We start from the raw sequence: 20,911 nt of genomic DNA on the forward strand, positions 1-20,911 counted from the left end.
GGGCGCGGACGGCTCAGCCACTTTTCGGCCAGTTGCACCCAGTAGGTGGCGCCCAGCGGAATCAGGTCGTCGTTGAAATCGTAGCTGGGGTTGTGCAGCATGCAGGGGCCGCCACCGTGGCCCATTTCGCGGTGCGCGCCGTCGCCGTTGGCGATGAAGGCGTAGCAGCCCGGGCGGGCCTGCAGCATGTAGGCAAAGTCTTCCGCGCCCATGGTGGGTTCCTGCTCCACCACGTGGTCGGCCCCAACGATGTCGGCCATGACTTCGCGCGCAAAGGCGGTCTCGGCGGCGTGGTTGATGGTGGGCGGGTAGTTGCGCTTGAACTTGAACTCCACCGTGGCGCCGAAGGCCGCGCTGGTGTGTTCGGCCACCTCCTGCATGCGGCGCTCGATCATGTCGAGCACCTCGTAGGTGAAGGTGCGCACGGTGCCCTGGATTTCGCAGCTGTCGGGCACCACGTTGGTGGCTTCGCCGGTGTGGATCATGGTGACCGAGATCACGCCGGCGTCCACCGGCTTCTTGTTGCGCGAGATGATGGTCTGGAAAGCCATCACCATCTGGCAGGCCACCGGCACCGGGTCGATGCCGTTGTGGGGCAGCGCGGCATGCGCGCCCTTGCCGCGGATGGTGATGTGGAACTCGTTGCTCGACGCCATGACCGGGCCAGCACTGGCAGCGAACGTGCCCACCGCCATGCCGGGCCAGTTGTGCATGCCGAACACCGACTCCACCGGGAACTGCTCGAACAGGCCGTCCTTGATCATTTCGCGCGCGCCACCACCGCCCTCTTCGGCCGGCTGGAAGATCAGGTAGACCGTGCCGTCGAAGTTGCGGTGTTTGGCAAAGTGCTGCGCCGCAGCGAGCAGCATGGCGGTGTGGCCGTCGTGGCCGCAGGCGTGCATCTTGCCGGCGTGCTGGCTGGCGTGGGCAAAGGTGTTGTGCTCCTGCATGGGCAAGGCGTCGATGTCGGCGCGCAGGCCGATGGCGCGACCACAGGCACCACCGTCTCGCCCGTGCACGATGCCCACCACGCCGGTGGTGCCCATGCCGCGGTGCACCGGAATGCCCCACTCGGTGAGCTTGTCCGCCACCACGTCGGCGGTGCGCACTTCCTTGAAACAGAGTTCCGGGTGGGCGTGGATGTCGCGTCGCACGGCGGCGATGCCCGCGGCCTGCGTGAGGATGGAGTCAATGAGTTTCATGGAGGTCTTTGCGTGCCGTGGCAACGGCGGAAACAACAAAGGTCCATGGTAGCCACGATCCGCACGGCGGCGGAGCCACGCACGCGACAGCCCCAGGGTCAACTGGGTCGATCATGGCCTCGGGGCCGCTCACTCCTTGCGTCGAATCACGCTGGCACGGGCCGCATCGTCCTTGTAGACATAGGCGCGCTCGCCGCCCTGCCAGGTGCCCAGCCACAGCATGTTGGCCGAGATGGCGTCGTGGTCGGTGTTGCTGAAGGGGCGGTCGTAGGTGGTGACCACGCCGCGGTACGGCTGTTGCAGGTTCTCCAGCGCGTTCTTCAGGCTCTTGCCGTTGATGTTGCCCTTGGTGAGGAACATGGCGCGCAGCAACAGGTGCACCGAGTCGTAGGTCTGCGCGGCCGACATCATGGAGCCGATGGGGCGCTCCTTGGAAATCTTGGCGTAGCCGCGCAGGAAGGTGCTGTTGCGCTCCATGAAGGTGTTCGGCAGCACCGTCTGCACCACGAATGTTCCTTCGACCGCCCCCTTGGACGCCTCGAAGGCCGACGCATGCGACAGGCCCCAGGGACCGTACTGCGGCACGTTCCAGCCCGCCGCAGCGCGGCTGGCGGAAATCACGCCCTGCTCGGGGCCCACGGTCCAGCCGATCAAGGCATCGGCGCCGGAGTCCTTGAGCTGCTTCATCTCGTCGGCCAGGGTTTTCACGCCCACCTTGAAACGCACAACGATGTGGGGCTTGAGGCCCACGGCCTGCAGCGCGGCTTCGAGGTCCTTGAGGCCACCGTCGCCATAACCGGTGGTGTCCACCAGCAGCGCCACCTTCTTCAGGTTGCGCTTGACGATGTCGGCCACCAGAAACTGCGACTGCAGCTGGTCGCGCGCCGAGGTGCGGAAGATGTAGCTCTCGGCCGCCGGGTACTTGGCGGTGATGGCGGTGCCGGTGGCGCACGGCACGATCAGGATGTGCTGGTTGGTCTGAAACACATCCAGCGCCTTCATGGCCACGCCGGTGTTGCAGAAGCCTACGGTGGCGGCCACCTTTTCCTTGAGAACCAACTCCTCGGCATGCGCCAGACCCATGTCGTTGTTGGCCTGGTCGTCGCGGATCACCAGTTCCAGCTTGCGCCCGAGGTAGCCCCCCACCGCATTGATCTCGTCCACCGCCACCTGCGCACCCACGCGCGCGCTGTTGCCCATGTCGGACGACCCGCCGGTCAACGGCAGGATCAGCCCGAGGCGGATGAGTTTGGGGTCTGGCGCGGCCGCCGCAGCGCCGGCAGGCGCCTGGGCCCAGACAGGCACAACAGCAAGCGACAGGGCAAGCGCCCACAAAGGACGAACGGACAATGGCATGAAAGGCCTCCTGAACGGATGAAATGTTCATCAACCGATTCAAGCAGGCTACAGCGCAACACTTTGGGAAGGCAATCGGGCGAAACGCGCTGTGGGGGATGAAAACCGAACGCTGCGTCGCCGGACTGCAATTTCTTCGGGTACGTCCAACCGGATAATTTCGGCCCACCGCCCACCAAAAACAAACACCAAAGTTAGCAAAGTGAGACCTTTCTTCAAGGCTTCACCGCACCTCACAAGGACCAGCCTGGGGTGCCACGCCACATCCCCCATGCCGCACAAGTGATGCGAGCTTGCAACGCAGACTTCTGGAATTCGGCTACCGACGGATGCGGCCGTCTTCGGTGAGCAGCGTGAGCTCCACAAACTTGGAGCCGGTGTGTTTGCCGGCGCTGAAGTCCACCGGAAAGCCGCCGAGATTGACGTTCTGCATGCCCTGCACCGCGTTGATGAAGCCTTCGCGCGTGAGCGCCCTGCCGGCGCGGCGCACAGCTTCGGTGAACACCTTGGCCGCCACAAAACCCTCCATGCCCGAGTAGTTGGGCTCCACGCCGCGCTTTTCCTTGATGGCTGCGAGGTACTCGCCCGAGAGCGGTGTGGCCGGCGTATAGGGAAAGGGCATCACCTGGCTCACGGACACCCCGCGGGCCTCGGCACCGAGCTCGTCCATGAGGGCCTGCGTGCCCACAAACGACACGTTGTAGAAATTGCCGCTGAAGCCTCCCCGACGCGCCTGGCGCACAAACGTGGCCACCGCCTTGTAGGCCCCGATCTGCACGATGGCCTCGGGCTTCTGGGCCATGATGGCCTTCACCGCCTGCGCCACCTCGATCGTGTTGCGCTCCACCGTGCCCAGGGCCACGGGCTCCAGGCCCACGGCAGTCATGGCCCGCGTGACACCGTCGAGCCCGGTCTTGCCGTAAGCGTCGTCCTGGTAGAACACCGCGATCTTCTTGATACCGGTGGAAGTGATTTGGCGAACGATGGCGGCCGTCTCGTCAAAGTAAGAGGCGCGCACGTGGATCGCATACCGGTTGAACGGCTCGCGCAGCGCCTGCGCACCGGTGAAAGGCGCGAAGAACGGCACCTTGGCGGTGGTTGCCAGCGGCAAGGCCGCAAGGCTGGTGGGCGTGCCGATGTAGCCGAACAGCGCGAACACGTCGTCGGCGATGAGCTGACGGGTGTTGGCGGCGCAGCGCTCGGGCTCGTAGCCATCGTCCAGCCGTTTGATTTCGATCGTGCGGCCATTGATGCCGCCCTTGGCGTTGACCGTTTCGAAATACGCCTGTGCACCCAGGTGAAACTGCAGACCCAACTGCACGGCCGCGCCGGTGAACGGAGCGGATTGCCCCAGCACGATGCGCGTGTCGCTCAGAGCAGCGTTCTGCGCCTGTGCGCCTGCGCCCCAGGAGGCCAAGGCCCCCGAGCCGACCAACTTGCACACGGTGGAAAGGGCTTCGCGACGCTGCATGCAGACACTCCTGATATGCTGATTTGAGAACCCCGCAGGGTAAAGCAAGCGCCCTGCCAAGTCCGATTCACAAGTCACCAGACAGTCAACTTCCGATGAACTCCACCGTGCACACGATCCGCGGCGCCTGCCCACACGATTGCCCCGACACCTGTTCGCTGGTCACCACGGTGGACAACGGTGTGGCGCTGCGCGTGCAGGGCAATGCGGGGCACCCACACACCGACGGGGCGCTGTGCACCAAGGTGTCGCGCTACACCGAGCGCACCTACCACCCCGAGCGTCTGCTGCACCCGTTGGTGCGCACCGGCCCCAAAGGCAGCGGGCAGTTCAAACGCGTGGGCTGGGACGAGGCGCTGGACACGGTTGCCCAACGCCTGAAAGACATTGCCGCACGCAACCCGCAAGCGGTGGTGCCCTACAGCTACGCCGGCACCATGGGCCTGGTGCAGGGCGAGGGCATGGCCGCGCGCTTCTTCCACCGCCTGGGGGCTTCGTTTCTGGATCGCACCATCTGCGCATCGGCCGGCGGCGAAGGACTGATTCAGACCCTGGGCGGCAAGGTCGGCATGAAGGTGGAGCATTTCGCCGAGTCGAAGCTCATCCTCATCTGGGGCAGCAACTCCATCGGCAGCAACCTGCACTTCTGGCGCCTTGCCCAGCAGGCCAAGCGCAACGGTGCGCGCCTGGTGTGCATCGACCCGCGGCGCTCCGAGACCGCAGAGAAGTGCCACGAACACATCGCCCTGCGCCCGGGCACCGACGCGGCGCTGGCGCTCGCGCTCATGCACCAGCTCATCAGCCACGACTGGCTGGACCACGACTACATCGCACAGCACACGTTGGGCTGGGAAGCCTTGCGCGAGCGCGCGCTGCAATGGCCGCCCGAGCGCGCGGCCGAGGTGTGCGGCATCCCGGTGCAGCAGATCACCGACCTGGCGCGCGACTACGGCACCACCAGGCCGGCCGCGATCCGCCTGAACTACGGCATGCAGCGTGTGCGCGGCGGTGGCAACGCGGTGCGCGCGGTGGCCTGCCTGCCGGCGCTGGTGGGCGCGTGGCGCCAGCCGGCGGGCGGCCTGCTGCTGTCCAGCTCGGCACAGTTCCCGGTGAACCGCGTGGCCCTCCACAAGCCCGAGCTGCTGGCCGGGCGCACGCCGCGGACCATCAACATGAGCACCATCGGCAACGACCTGTTGAACCCGGGCTCGGCGGCCTTCGGCCCGCAGATCGAAGCGCTCATCGTCTACAACAGCAACCCGGTGGCGGTGGCGCCCGAATCGGGCAAGGTGGTGCAAGGCTTCCTGCGCGAGGACCTGTTCACCGTGGTGCTCGAACACTTCCAGACCGACACCGCCGACCACGCCGACGTCATCCTGCCGGCCACCACCCAGCTCGAACACTGGGACATCCACACCAGCTACGGCCACACCGACGTGCTGCTCAACCGCCCAGCCATCACGCCCGTGGGTGAGGCCCGCACCAACACCGACATCTTTCGCGCGCTGGCCGCGCGCATGGGTTTTGACGATCCCTGTTTTGCCGACGACGATGAAACGCTGTGCCGCACGGCGTTTGGCGGCACGGTGGATTTCCAGACCCTTCTCGACCAGGGTTTTGCCACGTTGCCCATTCCCGAGGCTCCGTTTGCCAACGGTGGTTTCCCCACGCCCTCGGGCCGCTGCGAGTTTTTCAGCGCCCGGCTGGCCGCGCAAGGCATGGACGGCCTGCCCGACCACCTGCCCAACCACGAACTGGCCGGCACATCGTCGGCCTACCCACTGGCCATGATCTCGCCGCCCGCGCGCAACTTCCTCAACTCCAGCTTCGTCAACGTGCAGAGCCTGCGCGACATCGAGGGTGAACCGCTGCTGGAAATCAACGCCGACGACGCACTGTCGCGCGGCATCGAGACCGGCCAGATGGTGCGCGTGTTCAACGACCGTGGCGAGTACCACTGCAAGGTCAAGGTGTCCCCGCGCGCGCGGCCCGGCGTGGTCAACGGTCTGGGTATCTGGTGGCGCAAGCTTGGTCCCATGGGCACCAATGTGAACGAAGTCACCAGCCAGCAGCTCACCGACATGGGCCGCGGCCCGGTGTTCTACGACTGCCTCGTTGAAGTGGCCAGCGTGCGCTGAGGTCCGACATGAGCAAGCTGCTGGCGCTCGCACTCGTGGCCTTGCTCGGGGCCGGCTGCGCCAGCAACACCACCGGCGTGGGCTACTACTGGCAATCGGTCACCGGCCACCTGCAACTGATGCAGGCAGCGCGCCCGGTGGACGCCTGGCTCGCCGACGACACCGCACCCATCACGCTCAAGCAGCGGCTGGAAAACGCCCGCCGCATCCGCGCGTTTGCGGTGAGCGAACTCGCCCTGCCCGACAACGCCAGTTACCACCGCTACGCCGACCTCAAACGCCGTGCCGCCGTTTACAACGTGGTTGCCGCGCCCGCACTCTCGCTCACCTTGGAGACCTGGTGTTTCCCGGTGGCGGGCTGCGTGGGTTACCGAGGCTACTTCTCGGAGGCCGACGCGCGCGCCTTTGCCGACAGCCTGGACAAGGCGCTGGAAGTCGCCGTCTATCCGGTCCAGGCCTACTCCACGCTGGGCTGGATGAACTGGGCCGGTGGTGATCCGCTGCTCAACACCTTCATCACCTACCCCGAGGGCGAACTGGCGCGCATCATTTTTCATGAACTCGCGCACCAGGTGGTCTACGTGCAGAACGACACCACCTTCAACGAGTCGTTTGCCACCACGGTGGAGCGGCTGGGCGGTGCGCGGTGGCTCGCCCGCTCCAGCGACCAGGCCCGCGCCGACTACGCCACCTTCGACAATCGCCGCCGCGCCTTTCGCGCCCTCACCCGCGTCACCCGCGAGCGCCTGAAGGTCATCTATGAAGACGCCGCCCTGCCGGACGGCACCAAGCAGCAGCAAAAGACCGTTGTGATGAACGACTTCCGCCAGCAATATGCGACGCTGAAAGCGGGCTGGCAAGGCTACGCTGGCTACGACCCCTTCGTGGCACGCGCCAACAACGCCAGCTTTGCCGCGCAAGCGGCGTACGACGAGTGGGTGCCCGCCTTTGAAGCCCTCTTCGAGCGCGAAGGCCGCGACTTCGCGCGGTTTTATGATGCGGTGCGCTCACTGGGCAAACGCCCAAAAGAAGAGCGCGTGGCGGCATTGCGCGAGCTCGCCCCCTCCGCCTTGATCACCGCCGGGCGCGACCCACACTGACCACAAACCAAGAGACAAACATGGCCGACATCCACATCGAACGCGATCACCAACTCGGCATGGGTGGCGCGCGCAAGCTCGCCTGGCGCTGGGCCGAACAGGCCGAAAACGATTTCGACATGAGCTGCACCTACGAAGAGGGCGACGACTGCGACGAAGTGCAGTTCAGCCGCTCGGGTGTGACCGGCACGCTCAAGGTGTCGGCAGACAAGTTTGAACTCGATGCGCGCCTGGGCTTCTTGCTGGGCGCGTTCAAGGACCGCATCGAGAGCGAAATCGTCAAGAACCTCGACGAACTGCTGGCAGCCAAAAAGCCTGCCGCCAAAAAGAAAAAGGCCGGCTGAAAAACCGGCCTGCGTTGCGCCCAGGATTCAGCTGAGTTCCTGGATGAGGTCGATGTACTGTTGCATCGCATCGTCCTTGGCCGTGCCCTTGAAGCCGTTCCACGCGTCCCATTTGGCGCGACCGACCATGTCACCAAAGCCGGGCTTCTTGCCGTCCACATCGCCTTCGGTGGCCTGCTTGTAGAGCGCGTAGATCTTCAGCAGCGTGGCGTTGTCGGGACGCTCGCTCAAGTTCTTGGAATTCGCCACCGCGGCGTCGAAAAGGGTTTTGAGATCGGCCATGAATGCTCCTGTTGTTGAAATGAACCGCCTGGGCAACACGCGCCGGGCTAAGGGCTCTCCCGCTATCTTACGGTTGGCGGCCTCTGCACAATAGACCCACAAGTCAAGACCCGCACAGCCACCCGAGGAGCATTCATGGTTCAACGCGTTGCCGCCCGCAGCGGTACTTCATCGGCGCGTGCCGGTCGCACCCCATCGCCCACCAGGACTCCCCCCAACGGTGCCGCGGCCAGCGTTCTGCCTGCGGTGAAGCAGGCTTTGTCCACCACCCTCGGGCTGGAAGGCGAGCGCATGAGCAAGGTCGACACGGCCTGGCTGCGCATGGACTCACCCAGCAACCTGATGATGATCCTGGGCATCTGGATCCTCAAGCCCGGCATCACCTTGCATGACCTGCGCGAACGCGTGCGTGACCGGATGCTGCCCTACCGGCGTTTCGTTCAACTGGCGCGCGAAGATGCCACTGGTGCCCACTGGATCGAAGATCCCGACTTCCGCATCGACCGTCACGTTGTCACCCACCGGCTCTCGCAAACCGGCACCCAGACCGAGCAGGATGCCCTGCAAGCCCGCGTGGCCGAACTCGCCATGCAGCCGCTGGACCGTCAACATCCCCTGTGGCGCTTCGAGCTGATCGAGCAATACGGCGGCGGCTCGGCGCTGGTGGCCCGCATCCACCACTGCATTGCCGACGGCATTGCCCTCCTCAGCGTGATGATGAGCCTGGTCGACGGCGGCGGCGCGCCCCCGCAACGCAAGAGCCGCAAGACCACCAAGCCCGGCCTGGACGGCGCCGAAGACTGGGTGGTCGACACGCTGATTCGCCCCTTCGGCGACCTCACCGCGAAGGCCCTGGAAGCTGCGGGCGGCGGCGCTGCCAAATCTTTCGCCATGCTGGCATCACCCCAGCAGAGCCTCACCGATTCGCTGGGCCAGGCGGTGGATCTCGCGCGCATGGGGGGCCAGCTCGCCAGCGATCTGGCCGCGCTCGCGCTCATGCCCGACGATTCACCCACCCGCCTCAAAGGCCAGCCCGGCAATACCAAGCTCGTGGCGTGGTGCCAACCGATCCCGCTCGACGAGGTGAAAGCGATTGGCAAGGCGCTGAACTGCTCGGTCAACGACGTGCTGCTGGGCTGTGTGGCCGGGGCCATCGGCGCCTACCTGCAAAGCCTGGGCGACAACACCGAGGGCAAGGAAATCCGCGCCATGGTGCCGATCAACCTGCGACCGATGGAAGACGCGTGGAAACTCGGCAACCGGTTTGGTCTGGTGCCGCTGGTGCTGCCCATCGGCTGCACCAACCCGGTGGAGCGCGTGTTCACCGTGCGCGCGCGCATGAACGATCTGAAGGGCAGCCTGCAGCCCCTGCTGACCTTTGGCCTGCTTTCGGTGGCGGGCTTGCTGGTCAAGCCCGCGCAGGATGCCCTGCTCAGCCTGTTCGGCCGCAAGACCACCGCGGTGATGACCAATGTGCCAGGCCCGGCCACGAAGCTCAAGGTGTGCGGCTCCACGCTGGAGCAGAACATGTTCTGGGTGCCGCAGACCGGAACGGTGGGCCTGGGCGTGTCCATCCTGAGCTATGGCGGTGGCGTGCAGTTCGGCGTGATCGCCGACACCACCCTGTGCCCGGAGCCGCAGCGCATCATCGACGAATTCGAGCCGGAGTTCCGGCGACTGCTGACGCTCACCCTGATGCTCCCCTGGGGTGAAAGCAAAGCCTGACGAGCCCGCAGCTTCAAACCAGCGCCAGCCGGCGCGAGGCCATCTCCAGCAGTCCATCAAAGATCAGGCCTTCCACCAGTTCAACCTGCAACGCCATCGCGGGCGCCATCTTCCAGCCGGCGCCGCCGGTCATGAAGCACAGCGGTTCGTCGCCGCAGTGGCGACGCAGGTTGTCGACCATGCGCTGCACCGCGCCAGCAATGGCGAAGGTGCCTCCGCTGGTGAGCGCGTCGCTGGTGTTGGTGGGAAAGTCGCGCACTTCGCCGGTGGGCACGTGCAGGCCGGCCGTGCCCGACTCCAGCGCGCGCAACATGATGCCGTGACCTGGCAGGATGATGCCGCCCAGAAAACGCCCTTCGGTGTCGATGGCTTCCACCGTGACGGCCGTGCCCACCATCACCACCACGCAGGGCCGCTTCAAGCCGCGTGAGACCAGGCGGTGGCGCGCGCCGATCACCGCAACCCACCGGTCCGCGCCCAAGCGTGCGGGATGGTCGTAGCCGTTGACCACACCCGCCTCGGCGTTGCCGGACACCACCCATTGCGGCGTCACATCCCACAGTTCGAGCTGCTCTTCGACCCGGCGCTTGACCGCGTCTCCCGCGACCACACAGCCCAGCACCCAGCGCGGCGCCGGCAGGTCGGCCCAGTCGCCTTCGGCCAGGGTCTCGATGTTTTCGAGGAACTGGGCGCCTTGGGCGATCAGGCGCGAACCGGAACGCGGTTCTTCATACAAGGCCCACTTCAAGCGGGTGTTGCCAACGTCCAGGGCCAGAAATGTCATGCGCGGATTATGACCACGCCAACTCCGGCGATCTTGCGCACTGCAACATGGTGGCCCGACGATCCGCGCAGCGACGGAGCGTGTGGGCGAACAGCCCTCAGATCAATCCAATCCAGCAGGCGCGTTGCACCGCCGCCAGCTTGTTGTCGGTCTTGAGCTTGGCCATGGCGTTGGCCAGGTGGTAGTTCACCGTGCGTTCGGAGCAATCCATGCGCAGGGCCGTCTCGCGCGCGGTCAAACCTTCAAAGGCCATGTTCAGGCTCTCCAGCTCGCGCGGGCTCAGGTTGACCCGGGCTTCGGCGATCGCCCTGCGCAGCATGGGCCAGATGTTGAAGGCCGACCACGCCAGGGTCGCCGCCTCAGAACGGTCGGCGAAGGTGCGTGGGCTGAACATGAAACATTCGAAAGCGCGGCCGGCCGGCAGGCTGAAGGCCACGCGCACCAGCGTCTGGTAGCCGTGGGCCAGCCACAGGCGCCGCCAGCGGCTGGACTGTTCAAACACCGATTTGGAGATGTCCTGCCAGGCCACCAGGGGCGCATCGCTGTCGCGCCAGCTGGCGCCAAAATCGGCGCTGTCGGCCAGGGCCTGGGCGGCCGAGAGCAGGCGGGGCGGGTGCACCGCCAGCACCTCACGCTCCTCACGTCCCCCGGTGGGCGCTGGTCCCAGCACCATCACGGACTCCACCCCCTGGTCGTGCAAGGCACATACCCAGTCGGCCAGGATGCTGTCCAGGCTCACACTGTCAAAGTTGACAGGCAGGGTCATGACCGCGAACACTCTGTTGCAGACACAATCGGCCAGACACTGGGGCAGCCGGCACAGGCAACGGATGTTCTGCAATTCAAGGAGTACATATTGCCTCTGGACCGGTTGAGGTTGCTCAGCGCGAAGGCGCGTTTGTGGCGGTGGTTGCTGGACGAGGTGGTGCACGCGCCGCTGGAGCCGATTTTGCACCCATCGCGCGCCCGGCTGCAGTACCTCGGCGCTTTCACCATCCTGGGTCATATCGCCTTCGGGTGGATCTGGATTGCGCTGTTGCCGCAACCCTACGAGAACATGGCCACCCGCCTGGCCATGGCAAGCCTGGGCATCCCCCTGCTGATCGGGGCGGTCAACCGCGATCTCACTTCCAGGACGACGATCTGGATCTACTCCATGGCGTGCTGGCTGCAGCTGCCGACGTTCTTCTCCCTGATGTACTGGCTCAACGGTGGCAACGATGTCTGGCTCGCCAGCATGGCCTGCATGCTGGTCATCTACTACCACCTCACCGACTGGCGACTGGCCACGCTGGGCGCAGTCGCGGGTGTCCTTCTCAGTGTGCTGCTGGCCCGTGCCCTGCAGGTGGAATTGAGCGACCAGGCCACGCAGGCCGACCACCTCGTGGTGCTGGCGTTTGCCTGGGTAGCAGCGCTGTTGCTGGGCGCCTCCAGTGCCAACCTGCGCCGCACCCGCCTGATCAACACCTTGAGCACCATGGGCGTGATGGCGCACGAACTGCGCACGCCGCTGGCCACCGTCAACCTCATGGGCGACGTGTTGCGCAACCTCTCGCAACACGATCTGCCCGAGTCCAGGCAGAAGAAGTTCGACGAGCTGGCCACCCGGCTGCAGAACCTGGTGCGCAGCATGAACCGCCAGATCGACACCCAGATCTCCAACGCGCAGCTCACCCGCCTGCCGCGCGACCAGGCATCCATTCGCGCAGCCGAGCTGGTCCAGGACGTGGTGCTGAACTACCCCTACCGCTCTTCGCGCGAGCGCGACTGCGTGCAGGTGCACATCCAGCAGGACTTCCACTTCGTCGCCTCGCGCCAGTTGTTTTCCCAGGTGCTCACCAACCTGATGAAAAACGCGCTGCATTCGCTGGCCTCGGCCAGCCAGGCGCCCAGCCCGGGCGACCTCCGGCTGGACGTGGGTGTGCACCATGGCAAGGGCCGCATTGCAGTATCTGACGACGGTATCGGCATCGCCCACGAACAGCAGGCGAGAATCTTCGAGCCGTTCTTCTCGACCCTGGCAGGCGCCGGGAACGGCCTGGGCCTGACGTTCTGCAAGAACGTGGTGGAAGCGGCCCAGGGGAGCTTGAGCGTGCATTCCGAACCCGGACTGGGCGCGGTCTTCATGATCGACCTGCCCATCAAGCACCCGGCCTCCACCGCTTCATTCCCCCCACGCTGACGACACGATGGCACTGACGATTCCCCTTTTCCACCGTCCCGGCAGCATCCTGTTCCTCGACGACGACACCGACTACCTCGACATGCTCGGGCTCGTCATCCCGACCCACTGGCAGGTGGAGCTGTTCTCGCGTCCGTCGGGGTTTTCGCAGCGCATGCAGCAGGAGCCCGCGCGGTGGGAGGCCGACGCCATGGTGCAGCTGCAGATGATCGAACGCTGGCGTCAAGGGCAACCCCTGCTGCCGCAGATCCTGCGCTACTGGGCGGTGAATCCGGCGCGCTACCAACTGGTCAAGACCTGCGTGGTGGACTACGCCATGCCAGGCACCGATGGCCTCAAGGTGCTCAACACCTTGCTCGACTGGCCGGGCTCGCGGGTCTTGCTCACGGGACAAGCCGATGAGCAGATCGCCATCCAGGCCTTCAACAATGGCCTCATCGACCAGTTCGTCCCCAAGCAGACGACCGACATCACGCGCCACTTGCTGGGTGTGCTGCGCAAGCTGATGCACGCACCGCACCCGCGCCTGAACACCTTGTGGCGCGGCGCCATGCAACCCCCACAGCAGTCGCTGCTGCAGATCCCGTCGGTCGCGCAGGCCCTGCAGGCCTTCACCAGCCAGAACTGGGTGGAATACGCCGTGCTGGGCGAACCGTTTGGACTGATGGGCCTGGACGGCGCGGGCGATGCGCACTGGCTGCAGCTGGAGCCCACCAGCGGCCTGGGCGATCTGGCCGAGCTGGCCGGGTCGGCAGGGCTGGGCTTCGACGTGGTTCGTGCCATCCAGGCAGGCCACCAGCTGGCCGCCGTCGAGCTGCACCAGCAACTGGGCCTGAGCGGCCCGATCCGCACCTCACCGGCCTTCGCGCTGGGCGAAGACAAGCTGCTCACCGGAGCGGTGTTCTCGCTCGACGCTGCCGACCTGCCCCAACCCATTTACGGCTATCGGCGTTTTCTGGACGCCGAGGGCCACCGCACCGTTCAGGACAACTGAGCGCTGGCTGCGCGGGCGCGCCGCGCAATCGGCCAGTCCCAGGGTTTGACCACCGGAGCCAGTTCTTTCGCCACCGCAGCCACGTGATCGAGCTCGGCCCCGGTGAGTGCAGCGTGCAGCGTGAGGCGCACCATGGTGCGGTTGCGGCTGGTGGCGGGCGCGCAGAACACCGCGCCAAACACATCCCGCTCTTCCAGCAGGTCGCGCAGCACCATGGTGGCGGGCTCGGTGCCGGCTTCCAGCGCAATGATCTGCTCGGTTCCCTGGTGGATCGGGTAGCCCAGGTCGCTCAACATGCCGCGCAGTTGCTGCGTGTGGGCATGCAGCCGCTGGCGTTCGGTGTCGCTGCGCCGGATCACTTCCAGCGTGGCGTCCAGCGCGGCGATTTCGTGCGGCAGCAGGCACGAACTGAACATGTTGGGGTAACTGGTGCTGAGCACATAGTTGCGCATGGTGGCCGGCACGCTGAGGAAACCCGCCCGCCCCGCAAACGCCTTGGCCAGGCTGGCGGTGATGAAGTGCACGCGGTGGCTCAGTCCGAGCTCGGCGCACAGGCCGGCGCCCTGCGGTCCGTGGGTGCCCAGCGAGTGGGATTCGTCCACCAGCGTCATGCAGCCCCACCGCTCGGCCACCTCGACCACCTGCACCAGAGGCGCCACCGCGCCGGTGGTGCTGTAGACCGAGTCGACCACGATCAGACCGGCGCCGTGGCGCTGCACCAGCCGGTCCAGGTGCTCGGCATCGTTGTGGCGGAAGGGATGCGTCGTGGCACCCGCCCGCCGTGCGCCTTCCCACAACGAGGTGTGGGCCAGCGTGTCCATGTAGATCACGGTTTTCTCGTCGGCGATCGACTGCAGCAGGCCCAGGTTGGCGGCGTAGCCGGACTGGCAGATCAGCCCGTCTTCCTGGCCCAGCAGCCGGGCAAGTTTGAGTTCGAGTTTGCGCGCCGGGTGCTCGTCGAGCAGGAACACGCCCGACTGGATGACAAATTCGGCGTCGGTCTTGATGGCCAGGGTCTGGGCCTGGACGATCTCCGGGTGCCCGGTGAGGCTCAGGTAGTCGTTGCCGTTGAGGCGAACGGCGCCCGGACCCGCTTCACGCCCGTGCAACAGTGAGCGCCCGCTCCAGAGCGTGTCCCAGCGGGTGGTGAATTCGCGCTGGATCCGCCCGGCCAGATGCTCGGAAATGGGCGGGTGGGCGTGCGCGTTCTCGCGGGTGGCCAACGACGTCATGGGGGAATCCTTTGGAAATGGAAAACCCCATTGAAAAAAGAAATGTGCCAAAAATCACGTCGCACCTGTCAGGCCTGACAGGGGCTGTGAATCTTTCTTCTCAGTTTGCCTGCAGGCAAGCCGACCAGCGGTCTCGGCGGCTGGCGGTTGTCGGAGAAACGTGGCTCAGTTCTGCCGCCAAGGCAGCGCGTGGCGGCGCCAGCCGCCCTGCTGCCCGCGGTGGGCTTGCGCGTCCGGGTCGCCTTCGAAGCCTTCAAGGATGTTGTAGGCCTCCAGGCCGAGTTCGGTGGCGCGCTTGGCCGCTGCGATCGAGCGCACGCCGCTGCGGCAGAGCAGCACGATCTTTTTGCCCGCCGCAGCATTTTTCACCTGGGCATCAAACCCGGAATTCATGGTCATGCCGGGCCACTGCTTCCATGCCACCGGCACGGCGCCCGGCACAAAACCGACCCACTCGCGTTCGGCGTCGGTGCGCACATCCACCAACACGGCCTCGCCCGCCTGCACCCACTGCCAGGCGAGTTGTGGCGTCACGTCGCCCGCGTAGCTGCCTGCGTGCGGGCCGGCCGCGGGCCGTGGTTCCATGAACAGCACGCCGCCGGCGTCCTGCCGCTGGCCCGACATCAGGTTGGCCGGCACGGCCTCGTCCAGGCGTCGCGGCTTGGGCAGGTTGAGCGCATCCATCTGCGCAATGAACTCTGCCTCGCTCTTGCCCGTCACACGCTCGTTGTGCTGCTTCTCGTCGCCGATGGTGGAAGACTGCCGTCCCTTGTAGTCATGCCCTGGCCAGACGGTGGTGTCATCGGGCAGATCGAACAGCACCTGGGTGATGCTGTGATACAGATCCTTGGCGCTGCCCGACTGGAAGTCGGTGCGGCCGCACCCTCCGATGAGCAGCGTGTCGCCCGTGAACACATGGTGGCGCCAGACCAGGCTCATGCTGCCGGCGGTGTGGCCGGGCGTGTGCAGCGCTCGCAGCACCTCGCCGCCAAAAGTCAGTGTGTCGCCGTGCGCCAGCTGAACACCCGCCGTGCCGATGCCGCACCCATGGGGCGCTGCGGTCTTGGCGCCGGCCAGTTCGGCCAGCTTGCCGGCGCTGGTGATGTGGTCTGCATGTGCGTGGGTCTCCACGGTCCACACCAGTTTCAGTCCGTATTCGCGCAGCACATCGAGATCGCGCTCGATCTGTTCGTCCACCGGATCGATGATGAGTGCGTCGCGCGTGGATTGGTCAAACAGCACATAGGTGTACGTGCTCGAAGCGGGATCGAAGAGTTGAATTGGTTTCATGGTCGACAGCATGCCACCGGCGCAGCCCTTCTGCTCAACTTGCACCTGTACATCCCGGAAGGAAAAAATCAAACTTGCACCGGGCTTACAGCCCATGGGTCGTTCGGCCCATTGCGTTGGGAAACGCCCAAACAGTTAGCATGCAAACCTTGGTCGCGCGGCTTTTCGTAGACGGTTTTGTCGATGCAATCACCGCAAAGTAAAACGAACGAATGATGCTCGGTGAAAACCCTGTCGAGAGGATCGAGGCATGGGCCGCATGATGCACAACCCTCAACCCAGACTGGAGACAAACCCATGTCAGACAAGAAAACAGTGACCTCGCGCCGCGGCATGCTCAAAGGCGCGGCCGTCGCGGCGGGCGCCATGTCGGTGCCGATGATCGCCACCGCTCAAACCACGTCGCTGCGTTTTCAGAGCACCTGGCCCTCGAAGGACATCTTCCACGAATATGCCAACGACTTCGCCAAGAAGGTCAACGACATGGCCGGTGGCAAGCTGAAGATCGAAGTGCTGCCTGCCGGCGCCGTGGTGCCTGCTTTCCAGTTGCTCGAAGCGGTTGCCAAGGGCACGCTGGACGGAGGCCACGGCGTGGTGGCCTACCACTACGGCAAGAATTCGGCGTTGGCCTTGTGGGGCTCTGGTCCCTCGTTCGGCATGGACCCGAACATGCTGCTGTCATGGCACAACTACGGCGGCGGCAAGGAACTGCTGGCCGAGATCTACACCAGCTTGAATCTGGATGTGACTTCCTACCTGTACGGCCCCATGCCCACACAGCCGTTTGGCTGGTTCAAGAAGCCGATCGCCAAGGTGGCCGACATCAAGGGTGTCAAGTTCCGCACTGTCGGCCTGGCGGTGGACATGTACACCGACATGGGCGCAGCCGTGAACCCTCTGCCAGGTGGCGAGATCGTGCCTGCCCTGGACCGCGGCCTGATCGACGGCGCCGAGTTCAACAACGCTTCGAGTGACCGTCTGCTGGGCTTCCCCGACGTGGTGAAGAACTGCATGCTGCAGAGCTTCCACCAGAGCGGTGAGCAGTTCGAGATCCTGTTCAACAAGGGCAAGCTCAACGCCTTGCCAACCGAACTGAAGTCCATCATCGACTACGCCGTGCAGGCCGCCAGCGCCGACATGAGCTGGAAGGCCATCCAGCGCAACTCGCAGGACTACATCGAGCTGAAGAAGCAGGGCGTGAAGTTCTACAAGACCCCCGACGCGATCCTGCGCGCGCAGCTCGCGTCGTGGGACAAGATCATGGCCAAGAAGGGCGGCGAGAACGCGCTGTTCAAGAAGGTGCTGGACTCGCAGAAAGTGTTTGCCGAGCGTGCCGGCCAGTGGCACAACGACTACACCGTCGATTTCAAGATGGCTTACAACCACTACTTCGGCAAAGGTGCCAAGAAGAGCTGATCGATTGGCCTTGAGAAGGGGCGCCTCGGGCGCCCCTTTGTGTTTTTGGAACTTCCCATGCAAAAGTTTTTATTGACGGTGGACCGTTTCTCCACCTGGTTCGGCAAGGCTTGCGCCTGGTCGGTCGTTGCCCTCACGCTGCTCATCTGCTGGGAAGTGTTTTCCCGCTACGTCATGAACAACCCGCACGCCTGGGTGCTGGACGCCCAGATCATGTTGTACGGCTTGTTGTTCATGGCGGCAGGCGCCTACACCCTGGCCAAAAACGGCCACGTGCGTGGCGACGTGCTGTACGGATTTTTTCGTCCGCGCACGCAGGCCAGCATCGACCTGCTGCTCTACCTCGTTTTCTTCCTGCCCGGCATCGTGGCCATGACCTGGGCCGGCTGGACGTTTGCCAACGAATCGCTGGCCATTCGCGAACAGACTTTCAACGCGGACCCGTTGCCGCTCTACCCCTTCAAATTTGTGGTGCCGATTGCCGGTGGTGTGTTGCTGCTGCAGGGCATCGTCGAAATCATCCGCTGCGTGATTTGCCTGCAAACGGGCGAATGGCCCAAGCGCGAGGAGGACGTGGAAGAAGTCGATGTCGAAAAACTCAAGGAAATGGTGCACGTGAAAGACGCTGACCTCGCCGATCTGGACCAGCTCGTTCCCCAGAAGGGTGGCCAAAAATGAAGATCCGCAAAGAACTCTGGTTCGGCTTCGGCCTCATGGCCCTGATCCTCGTCGCCGTGGTGGGCATGGTGCTCAGCACCGAGACCATGACCAACGGCCACTATGGCCTGCTCATGCTGTCGCTGGTGGTCGTGGCCATCATGCTGGGCTTTCCGACCGCCTTCACCCTCATGGGCATGGGGATGATGTTCGCCTTCTTTGCCTACCATTCCGGCGGGCAGACCTCAGCAGGTGCGATCCAGCAGACGCTGGACCTGATGGTGCAACGCACTTTTTCGGTGATGGGCAACGACGTGCTCATCTCGATTCCGCTGTTCGTGTTCATGGGCTACCTCGTCGAACGCGCCAACCTGATCGAAAAACTGTTCCACAGCCTGCACCTGGCGCTCTCGCGGGTGCCCGGTTCGTTGGCCGTGGCAACACTGGTGACTTGTGCGATCTTTGCCACGGCCACCGGCATCGTGGGTGCGGTGGTCACGCTCATGGGCCTGCTGGCCATGCCGCAGATGCTGCGTGCCGGCTACGACGTGCGCCTGACCGCAGGCTCCATCACCGCCGGCGGCTGCCTGGGCATTCTGATCCCGCCCTCGGTGCTGCTGATCGTCTACGGCGCCACCGCCGGTGTGTCGGTGGTGCAGCTCTACGCGGGTGCGTTTTTCCCGGGGCTGATGCTGGCCGGCCTGTACATCCTGTACGTGATCATCATGGCGAAGATCAAGCCGGCCTGGGCGCCGCCGCTGAGCGCCGAGCAACGCCGGGTGCCGATTCCCGCGCCACTGCGGGCCATCGGCGCCACCAGCGAAGGCTGGGCGCTGGGTGGCCTGATCAAAGGTCTCAAAGGCAAGAACAACCAGAACGCCTCCACCCGCTACATGCTGGGTCAACTCAGCATCGCGCTCGCGCCAGCGCTGCTGTTTGTGCTGGTGGCGGTGATGAGCTACCAAAGCGCCACCCGGGTGGTCCAGGTTGAAACCTACGAAGGCCTGACGTCGTTGAACGACTCGAGCCGCAGCGGATCATCTGGCGAAGAAGGCGGGCTCGCCGAGCCGCCCGGTGAAGAGGAAGACAGTGGCGGCCTGTCGGAGCCGCCGGCCGAAGCATCTGCCGACGCAGACGTGGCTGAGCCTCCCGGTGCACAGGCGGACGGCGACGTGGCTGAGCCTGCGGGCGCCGAGGCGGACGAACAAGCCATGAGCGGATCCGGTGCAGCCGAAGGTGGTCTCGCGCTGCCGCCAGGCTCGGTGCCTGCGCCGCCCGGCACAGAACCAGCGGCGGCCACCACCAAACCCGCGTCGGCCAGCTACTGGATCGGTCTGGGTGTGGGTGGACTGGCCCTCGCTCTGTTCTACGGCATCCTGAGCTACGCGCGGCTCGAGGTGTTCAAGATGCTGCTCTCCAGCTTCTTCCCGCTTCTCGTGCTCATCCTGTCGGTGCTGGGGTCCATCGTCTTCGGTCTGGCCACACCCACCGAAGCAGCCGCCGTGGGTGCGCTCGGTGGCTTCCTGCTCGCAGTGGCTTACCGCCAGCTCACCTTCAACGTGGTCAAGGAAAGCGTGTTCCTCACCGCCAAGACCAGCGCCATGGTCTGCTGGCTGTTCGTCGGATCGGCCATCTTCTCGGCGGCGTTTGCGCTGCTGGGCGGACAGGCGCTGGTGGAAGAGTGGGTGCTGGGGATGAACCTGACCAGCACCGAGTTCCTGATCCTGTCCCAGGTGATCATCTTCATCCTGGGCTGGCCGCTGGAATGGACCGAGATCATCGTGATCTTCATGCCCATTTTCATCCCGCTGCTGGACAACTTCGGCATCGATCCGCTGTTCTTCGGCCTGCTGGTGGCGCTGAACCTGCAGACCGCCTTCCTGAGCCCGCCGGTGGCCATGAGCGCGTTTTACCTGAAGGGTGTGGCTCCGAAGCATGTGACGCTGAACCAGATCTTTGCCGGCATGCTGCCGTTCATGGGCATTCAGGTGCTCGCCATCGTGCTGCTGTACCAGTTCCCCGCCATCGGGATGTGGCTGCCACAGGTGCTGTACCGCTGATCCAGCGGCTGAGGACCAGGCATTCCCAGGGGCACTTCGGTGCCCCTTTTTTGCTCAAACGCGGTAACATTACGTTTACGTAAACGTCAACCAGATGGGTGTGCTGCCAGTGGCCCCCGAACCGATCGGAACACCCATGTCCAGCCAGACAGACGCTGCCCTGCCCTTTCCCACCCAGGCCATCGTGGCCAGCAAGGGCACCGTTTGGCGAGACTGGCAGGTGGCCCCAGACAACGGCAACAAGAAGCCCAAGGGCGTCTCGCTCAAATCGTTCAAACCCGACGCCAAGCCGTTCTCCACCGGCAGCAAGGCCGGCGACCAGGCGGCCTTGGCCACCCTCACCGAAGAGCTCGACGCGCTGCAGAACCTTTTCTACGCCGATGGCCGCTACAAGATCCTGGTGGTGCTGCAAGGCACCGACACCGCGGGCAAAGACGGCACGGTGCGCGGTGTGTTTGCGCGCACCAGCCCGCTGGGCGTACACACCGTGGGCTGGAAAGCACCGACCGAAGCCGAGCGCGACCACGACTACCTCTGGCGCATCCACGACAAGGTCCCGGGCGCCGGGCAGATCATGGTGTTCAACCGCAGCCACTACGAAGACGTGCTGGTGCCCACGGTCAACGGCTGGATCACGCCGCAGCAGACGCTGCAGCGCTACGAGCACATCAAGGACTT

General features: G+C 64.9%; 17 protein-coding genes and 2 pseudogenes. 10 read left to right on the top strand and 9 right to left on the bottom strand.

Going from position 1 to position 20,911, the window contains the following annotated elements; translation table 11 throughout:
- From Q0C59_RS10105 to Q0C59_RS10115, 3 genes are all read right to left on the bottom strand, one after another.
- The coding region (locus Q0C59_RS10105) for a M20 aminoacylase family protein (RefSeq protein WP_291214759.1) at positions 1 to 1,202 on the bottom strand (1,202 nt) is incomplete at its 3' end.
- Between the two features lie 129 nt (positions 1,203 to 1,331).
- A complete protein-coding gene (locus Q0C59_RS10110) occupies positions 1,332 to 2,558 on the bottom strand; it encodes an ABC transporter substrate-binding protein (RefSeq protein ID WP_291214761.1) in 1,227 nt (408 codons plus the stop codon).
- A 319-nt stretch (positions 2,559 to 2,877) separates the two neighbouring features.
- A complete protein-coding gene (locus Q0C59_RS10115; RefSeq protein WP_291214764.1) occupies positions 2,878 to 4,029 on the bottom strand; it encodes an ABC transporter substrate-binding protein in 1,152 nt (383 codons plus the stop codon).
- Between the two features lie 95 nt (positions 4,030 to 4,124).
- Between Q0C59_RS10115 and Q0C59_RS10120 the strand changes: the two genes are divergently transcribed.
- Genes Q0C59_RS10120 through Q0C59_RS10130 form a run of 3 tightly spaced genes read left to right on the top strand, consistent with a single transcriptional unit; the run spans position 4,125 to position 7,611 of the window.
- Positions 4,125 to 6,167 (top strand): molybdopterin-dependent oxidoreductase, encoded by a 2,043-nt coding sequence (locus Q0C59_RS10120; RefSeq protein WP_291214767.1) that lies wholly within the window; start codon positions 4,125 to 4,127, stop codon positions 6,165 to 6,167.
- 8 nt (positions 6,168 to 6,175) lie between these two features.
- Positions 6,176 to 7,267, top strand: a complete 1,092-nt coding sequence (locus Q0C59_RS10125) for an aminopeptidase (RefSeq protein WP_291214769.1) — start codon at positions 6,176 to 6,178, stop codon at positions 7,265 to 7,267.
- A gap of 20 nt (positions 7,268 to 7,287) precedes the next feature.
- Entirely contained in the window at positions 7,288 to 7,611 is a 324-nt protein-coding gene (locus Q0C59_RS10130) for a polyhydroxyalkanoic acid system family protein (RefSeq protein WP_291214772.1), read from the top strand.
- Between the two features lie 27 nt (positions 7,612 to 7,638).
- On the opposite strand, the gene Q0C59_RS10135 is transcribed toward Q0C59_RS10130, so the two are convergent.
- On the bottom strand, positions 7,639 to 7,893 hold the full coding sequence (locus tag Q0C59_RS10135) for an acyl-CoA-binding protein (protein WP_291214774.1): 255 nt from the start codon (positions 7,891 to 7,893) through the stop codon (positions 7,639 to 7,641).
- Between the two features lie 135 nt (positions 7,894 to 8,028).
- Here Q0C59_RS10135 and Q0C59_RS10140 point away from each other — a divergent pair, with 135 nt between their 5' ends.
- On the top strand, positions 8,029 to 9,618 hold the full coding sequence (locus tag Q0C59_RS10140) for a wax ester/triacylglycerol synthase family O-acyltransferase (RefSeq protein ID WP_370654207.1): 1,590 nt from the start codon (positions 8,029 to 8,031) through the stop codon (positions 9,616 to 9,618).
- Between the two features lie 13 nt (positions 9,619 to 9,631).
- Here Q0C59_RS10140 and Q0C59_RS10145 read toward each other — a convergent pair whose 3' ends face one another.
- Together Q0C59_RS10145 and Q0C59_RS10150 are read right to left on the bottom strand one after the other, a co-directional pair.
- Positions 9,632 to 10,402 (bottom strand): type III pantothenate kinase, encoded by a 771-nt coding sequence (locus tag Q0C59_RS10145; protein WP_291214777.1) that lies wholly within the window; start codon positions 10,400 to 10,402, stop codon positions 9,632 to 9,634.
- Positions 10,403 to 10,499: 97 nt separating this feature from the next.
- A complete protein-coding gene (locus Q0C59_RS10150) occupies positions 10,500 to 11,168 on the bottom strand; it encodes a helix-turn-helix transcriptional regulator (RefSeq protein ID WP_291214780.1) in 669 nt (222 codons plus the stop codon).
- A 90-nt stretch (positions 11,169 to 11,258) separates the two neighbouring features.
- Between Q0C59_RS10150 and Q0C59_RS10155 the strand changes: the two genes are divergently transcribed.
- Together Q0C59_RS10155 and Q0C59_RS10160 are read left to right on the top strand one after the other, a co-directional pair.
- Complete coding sequence (locus Q0C59_RS10155) at positions 11,259 to 12,584, top strand: sensor histidine kinase KdpD (RefSeq protein ID WP_291214783.1); 1,326 nt, start codon at positions 11,259 to 11,261, stop codon at positions 12,582 to 12,584.
- A gap of 7 nt (positions 12,585 to 12,591) precedes the next feature.
- On the top strand, positions 12,592 to 13,578 hold the full coding sequence (locus tag Q0C59_RS10160; protein WP_291214786.1) for a response regulator: 987 nt from the start codon (positions 12,592 to 12,594) through the stop codon (positions 13,576 to 13,578).
- On the opposite strand, the gene cqsA is transcribed toward Q0C59_RS10160, so the two are convergent.
- The 3 genes and pseudogenes from cqsA to Q0C59_RS10175 form a co-directional block, all read right to left on the bottom strand.
- Positions 13,566 to 14,810, bottom strand: a complete 1,245-nt coding sequence (gene cqsA / locus Q0C59_RS10165) for an alpha-hydroxyketone-type quorum-sensing autoinducer synthase (RefSeq protein ID WP_291214789.1) — start codon at positions 14,808 to 14,810, stop codon at positions 13,566 to 13,568. The genes Q0C59_RS10160 and cqsA overlap by 13 nt on opposite strands.
- A 165-nt stretch (positions 14,811 to 14,975) precedes the next feature.
- Positions 14,976 to 15,395 (bottom strand): rhodanese-like domain-containing protein, encoded by a 420-nt coding sequence (locus Q0C59_RS10170; RefSeq protein ID WP_291214804.1) that lies wholly within the window; start codon positions 15,393 to 15,395, stop codon positions 14,976 to 14,978.
- Between the two features lie 204 nt (positions 15,396 to 15,599).
- Positions 15,600 to 16,196, bottom strand: a pseudogene (locus Q0C59_RS10175) (MBL fold metallo-hydrolase); the annotation flags it as partial.
- A gap of 201 nt (positions 16,197 to 16,397) precedes the next feature.
- Here Q0C59_RS10175 and Q0C59_RS10180 point away from each other — a divergent pair.
- The 4 genes and pseudogenes from Q0C59_RS10180 to Q0C59_RS10195 all read left to right on the top strand — a co-directional run.
- The gene (locus tag Q0C59_RS10180; protein ID WP_291214792.1) at positions 16,398 to 17,516 is read left to right on the top strand and encodes a TRAP transporter substrate-binding protein; all 1,119 of its coding nucleotides are present in this window, start codon (positions 16,398 to 16,400) and stop codon (positions 17,514 to 17,516) included.
- A gap of 57 nt (positions 17,517 to 17,573) precedes the next feature.
- Complete coding sequence (locus Q0C59_RS10185; protein ID WP_291214795.1) at positions 17,574 to 18,194, top strand: TRAP transporter small permease subunit; 621 nt, start codon at positions 17,574 to 17,576, stop codon at positions 18,192 to 18,194.
- Positions 18,191 to 20,233, top strand: a complete 2,043-nt coding sequence (locus Q0C59_RS10190) for a TRAP transporter large permease subunit (protein ID WP_291214798.1) — start codon at positions 18,191 to 18,193, stop codon at positions 20,231 to 20,233. The genes Q0C59_RS10185 and Q0C59_RS10190 overlap by 4 nt, the downstream gene beginning before the upstream one ends.
- 136 nt (positions 20,234 to 20,369) lie before the next feature.
- Positions 20,370 to 20,911 (top strand): annotated as a pseudogene (locus Q0C59_RS10195) (polyphosphate--nucleotide phosphotransferase); the annotation flags it as partial.

The organism is Hydrogenophaga sp., assembly GCF_022844385.1.
Classification (GTDB): domain Bacteria; phylum Pseudomonadota; class Gammaproteobacteria; order Burkholderiales; family Burkholderiaceae_C; genus Hydrogenophaga.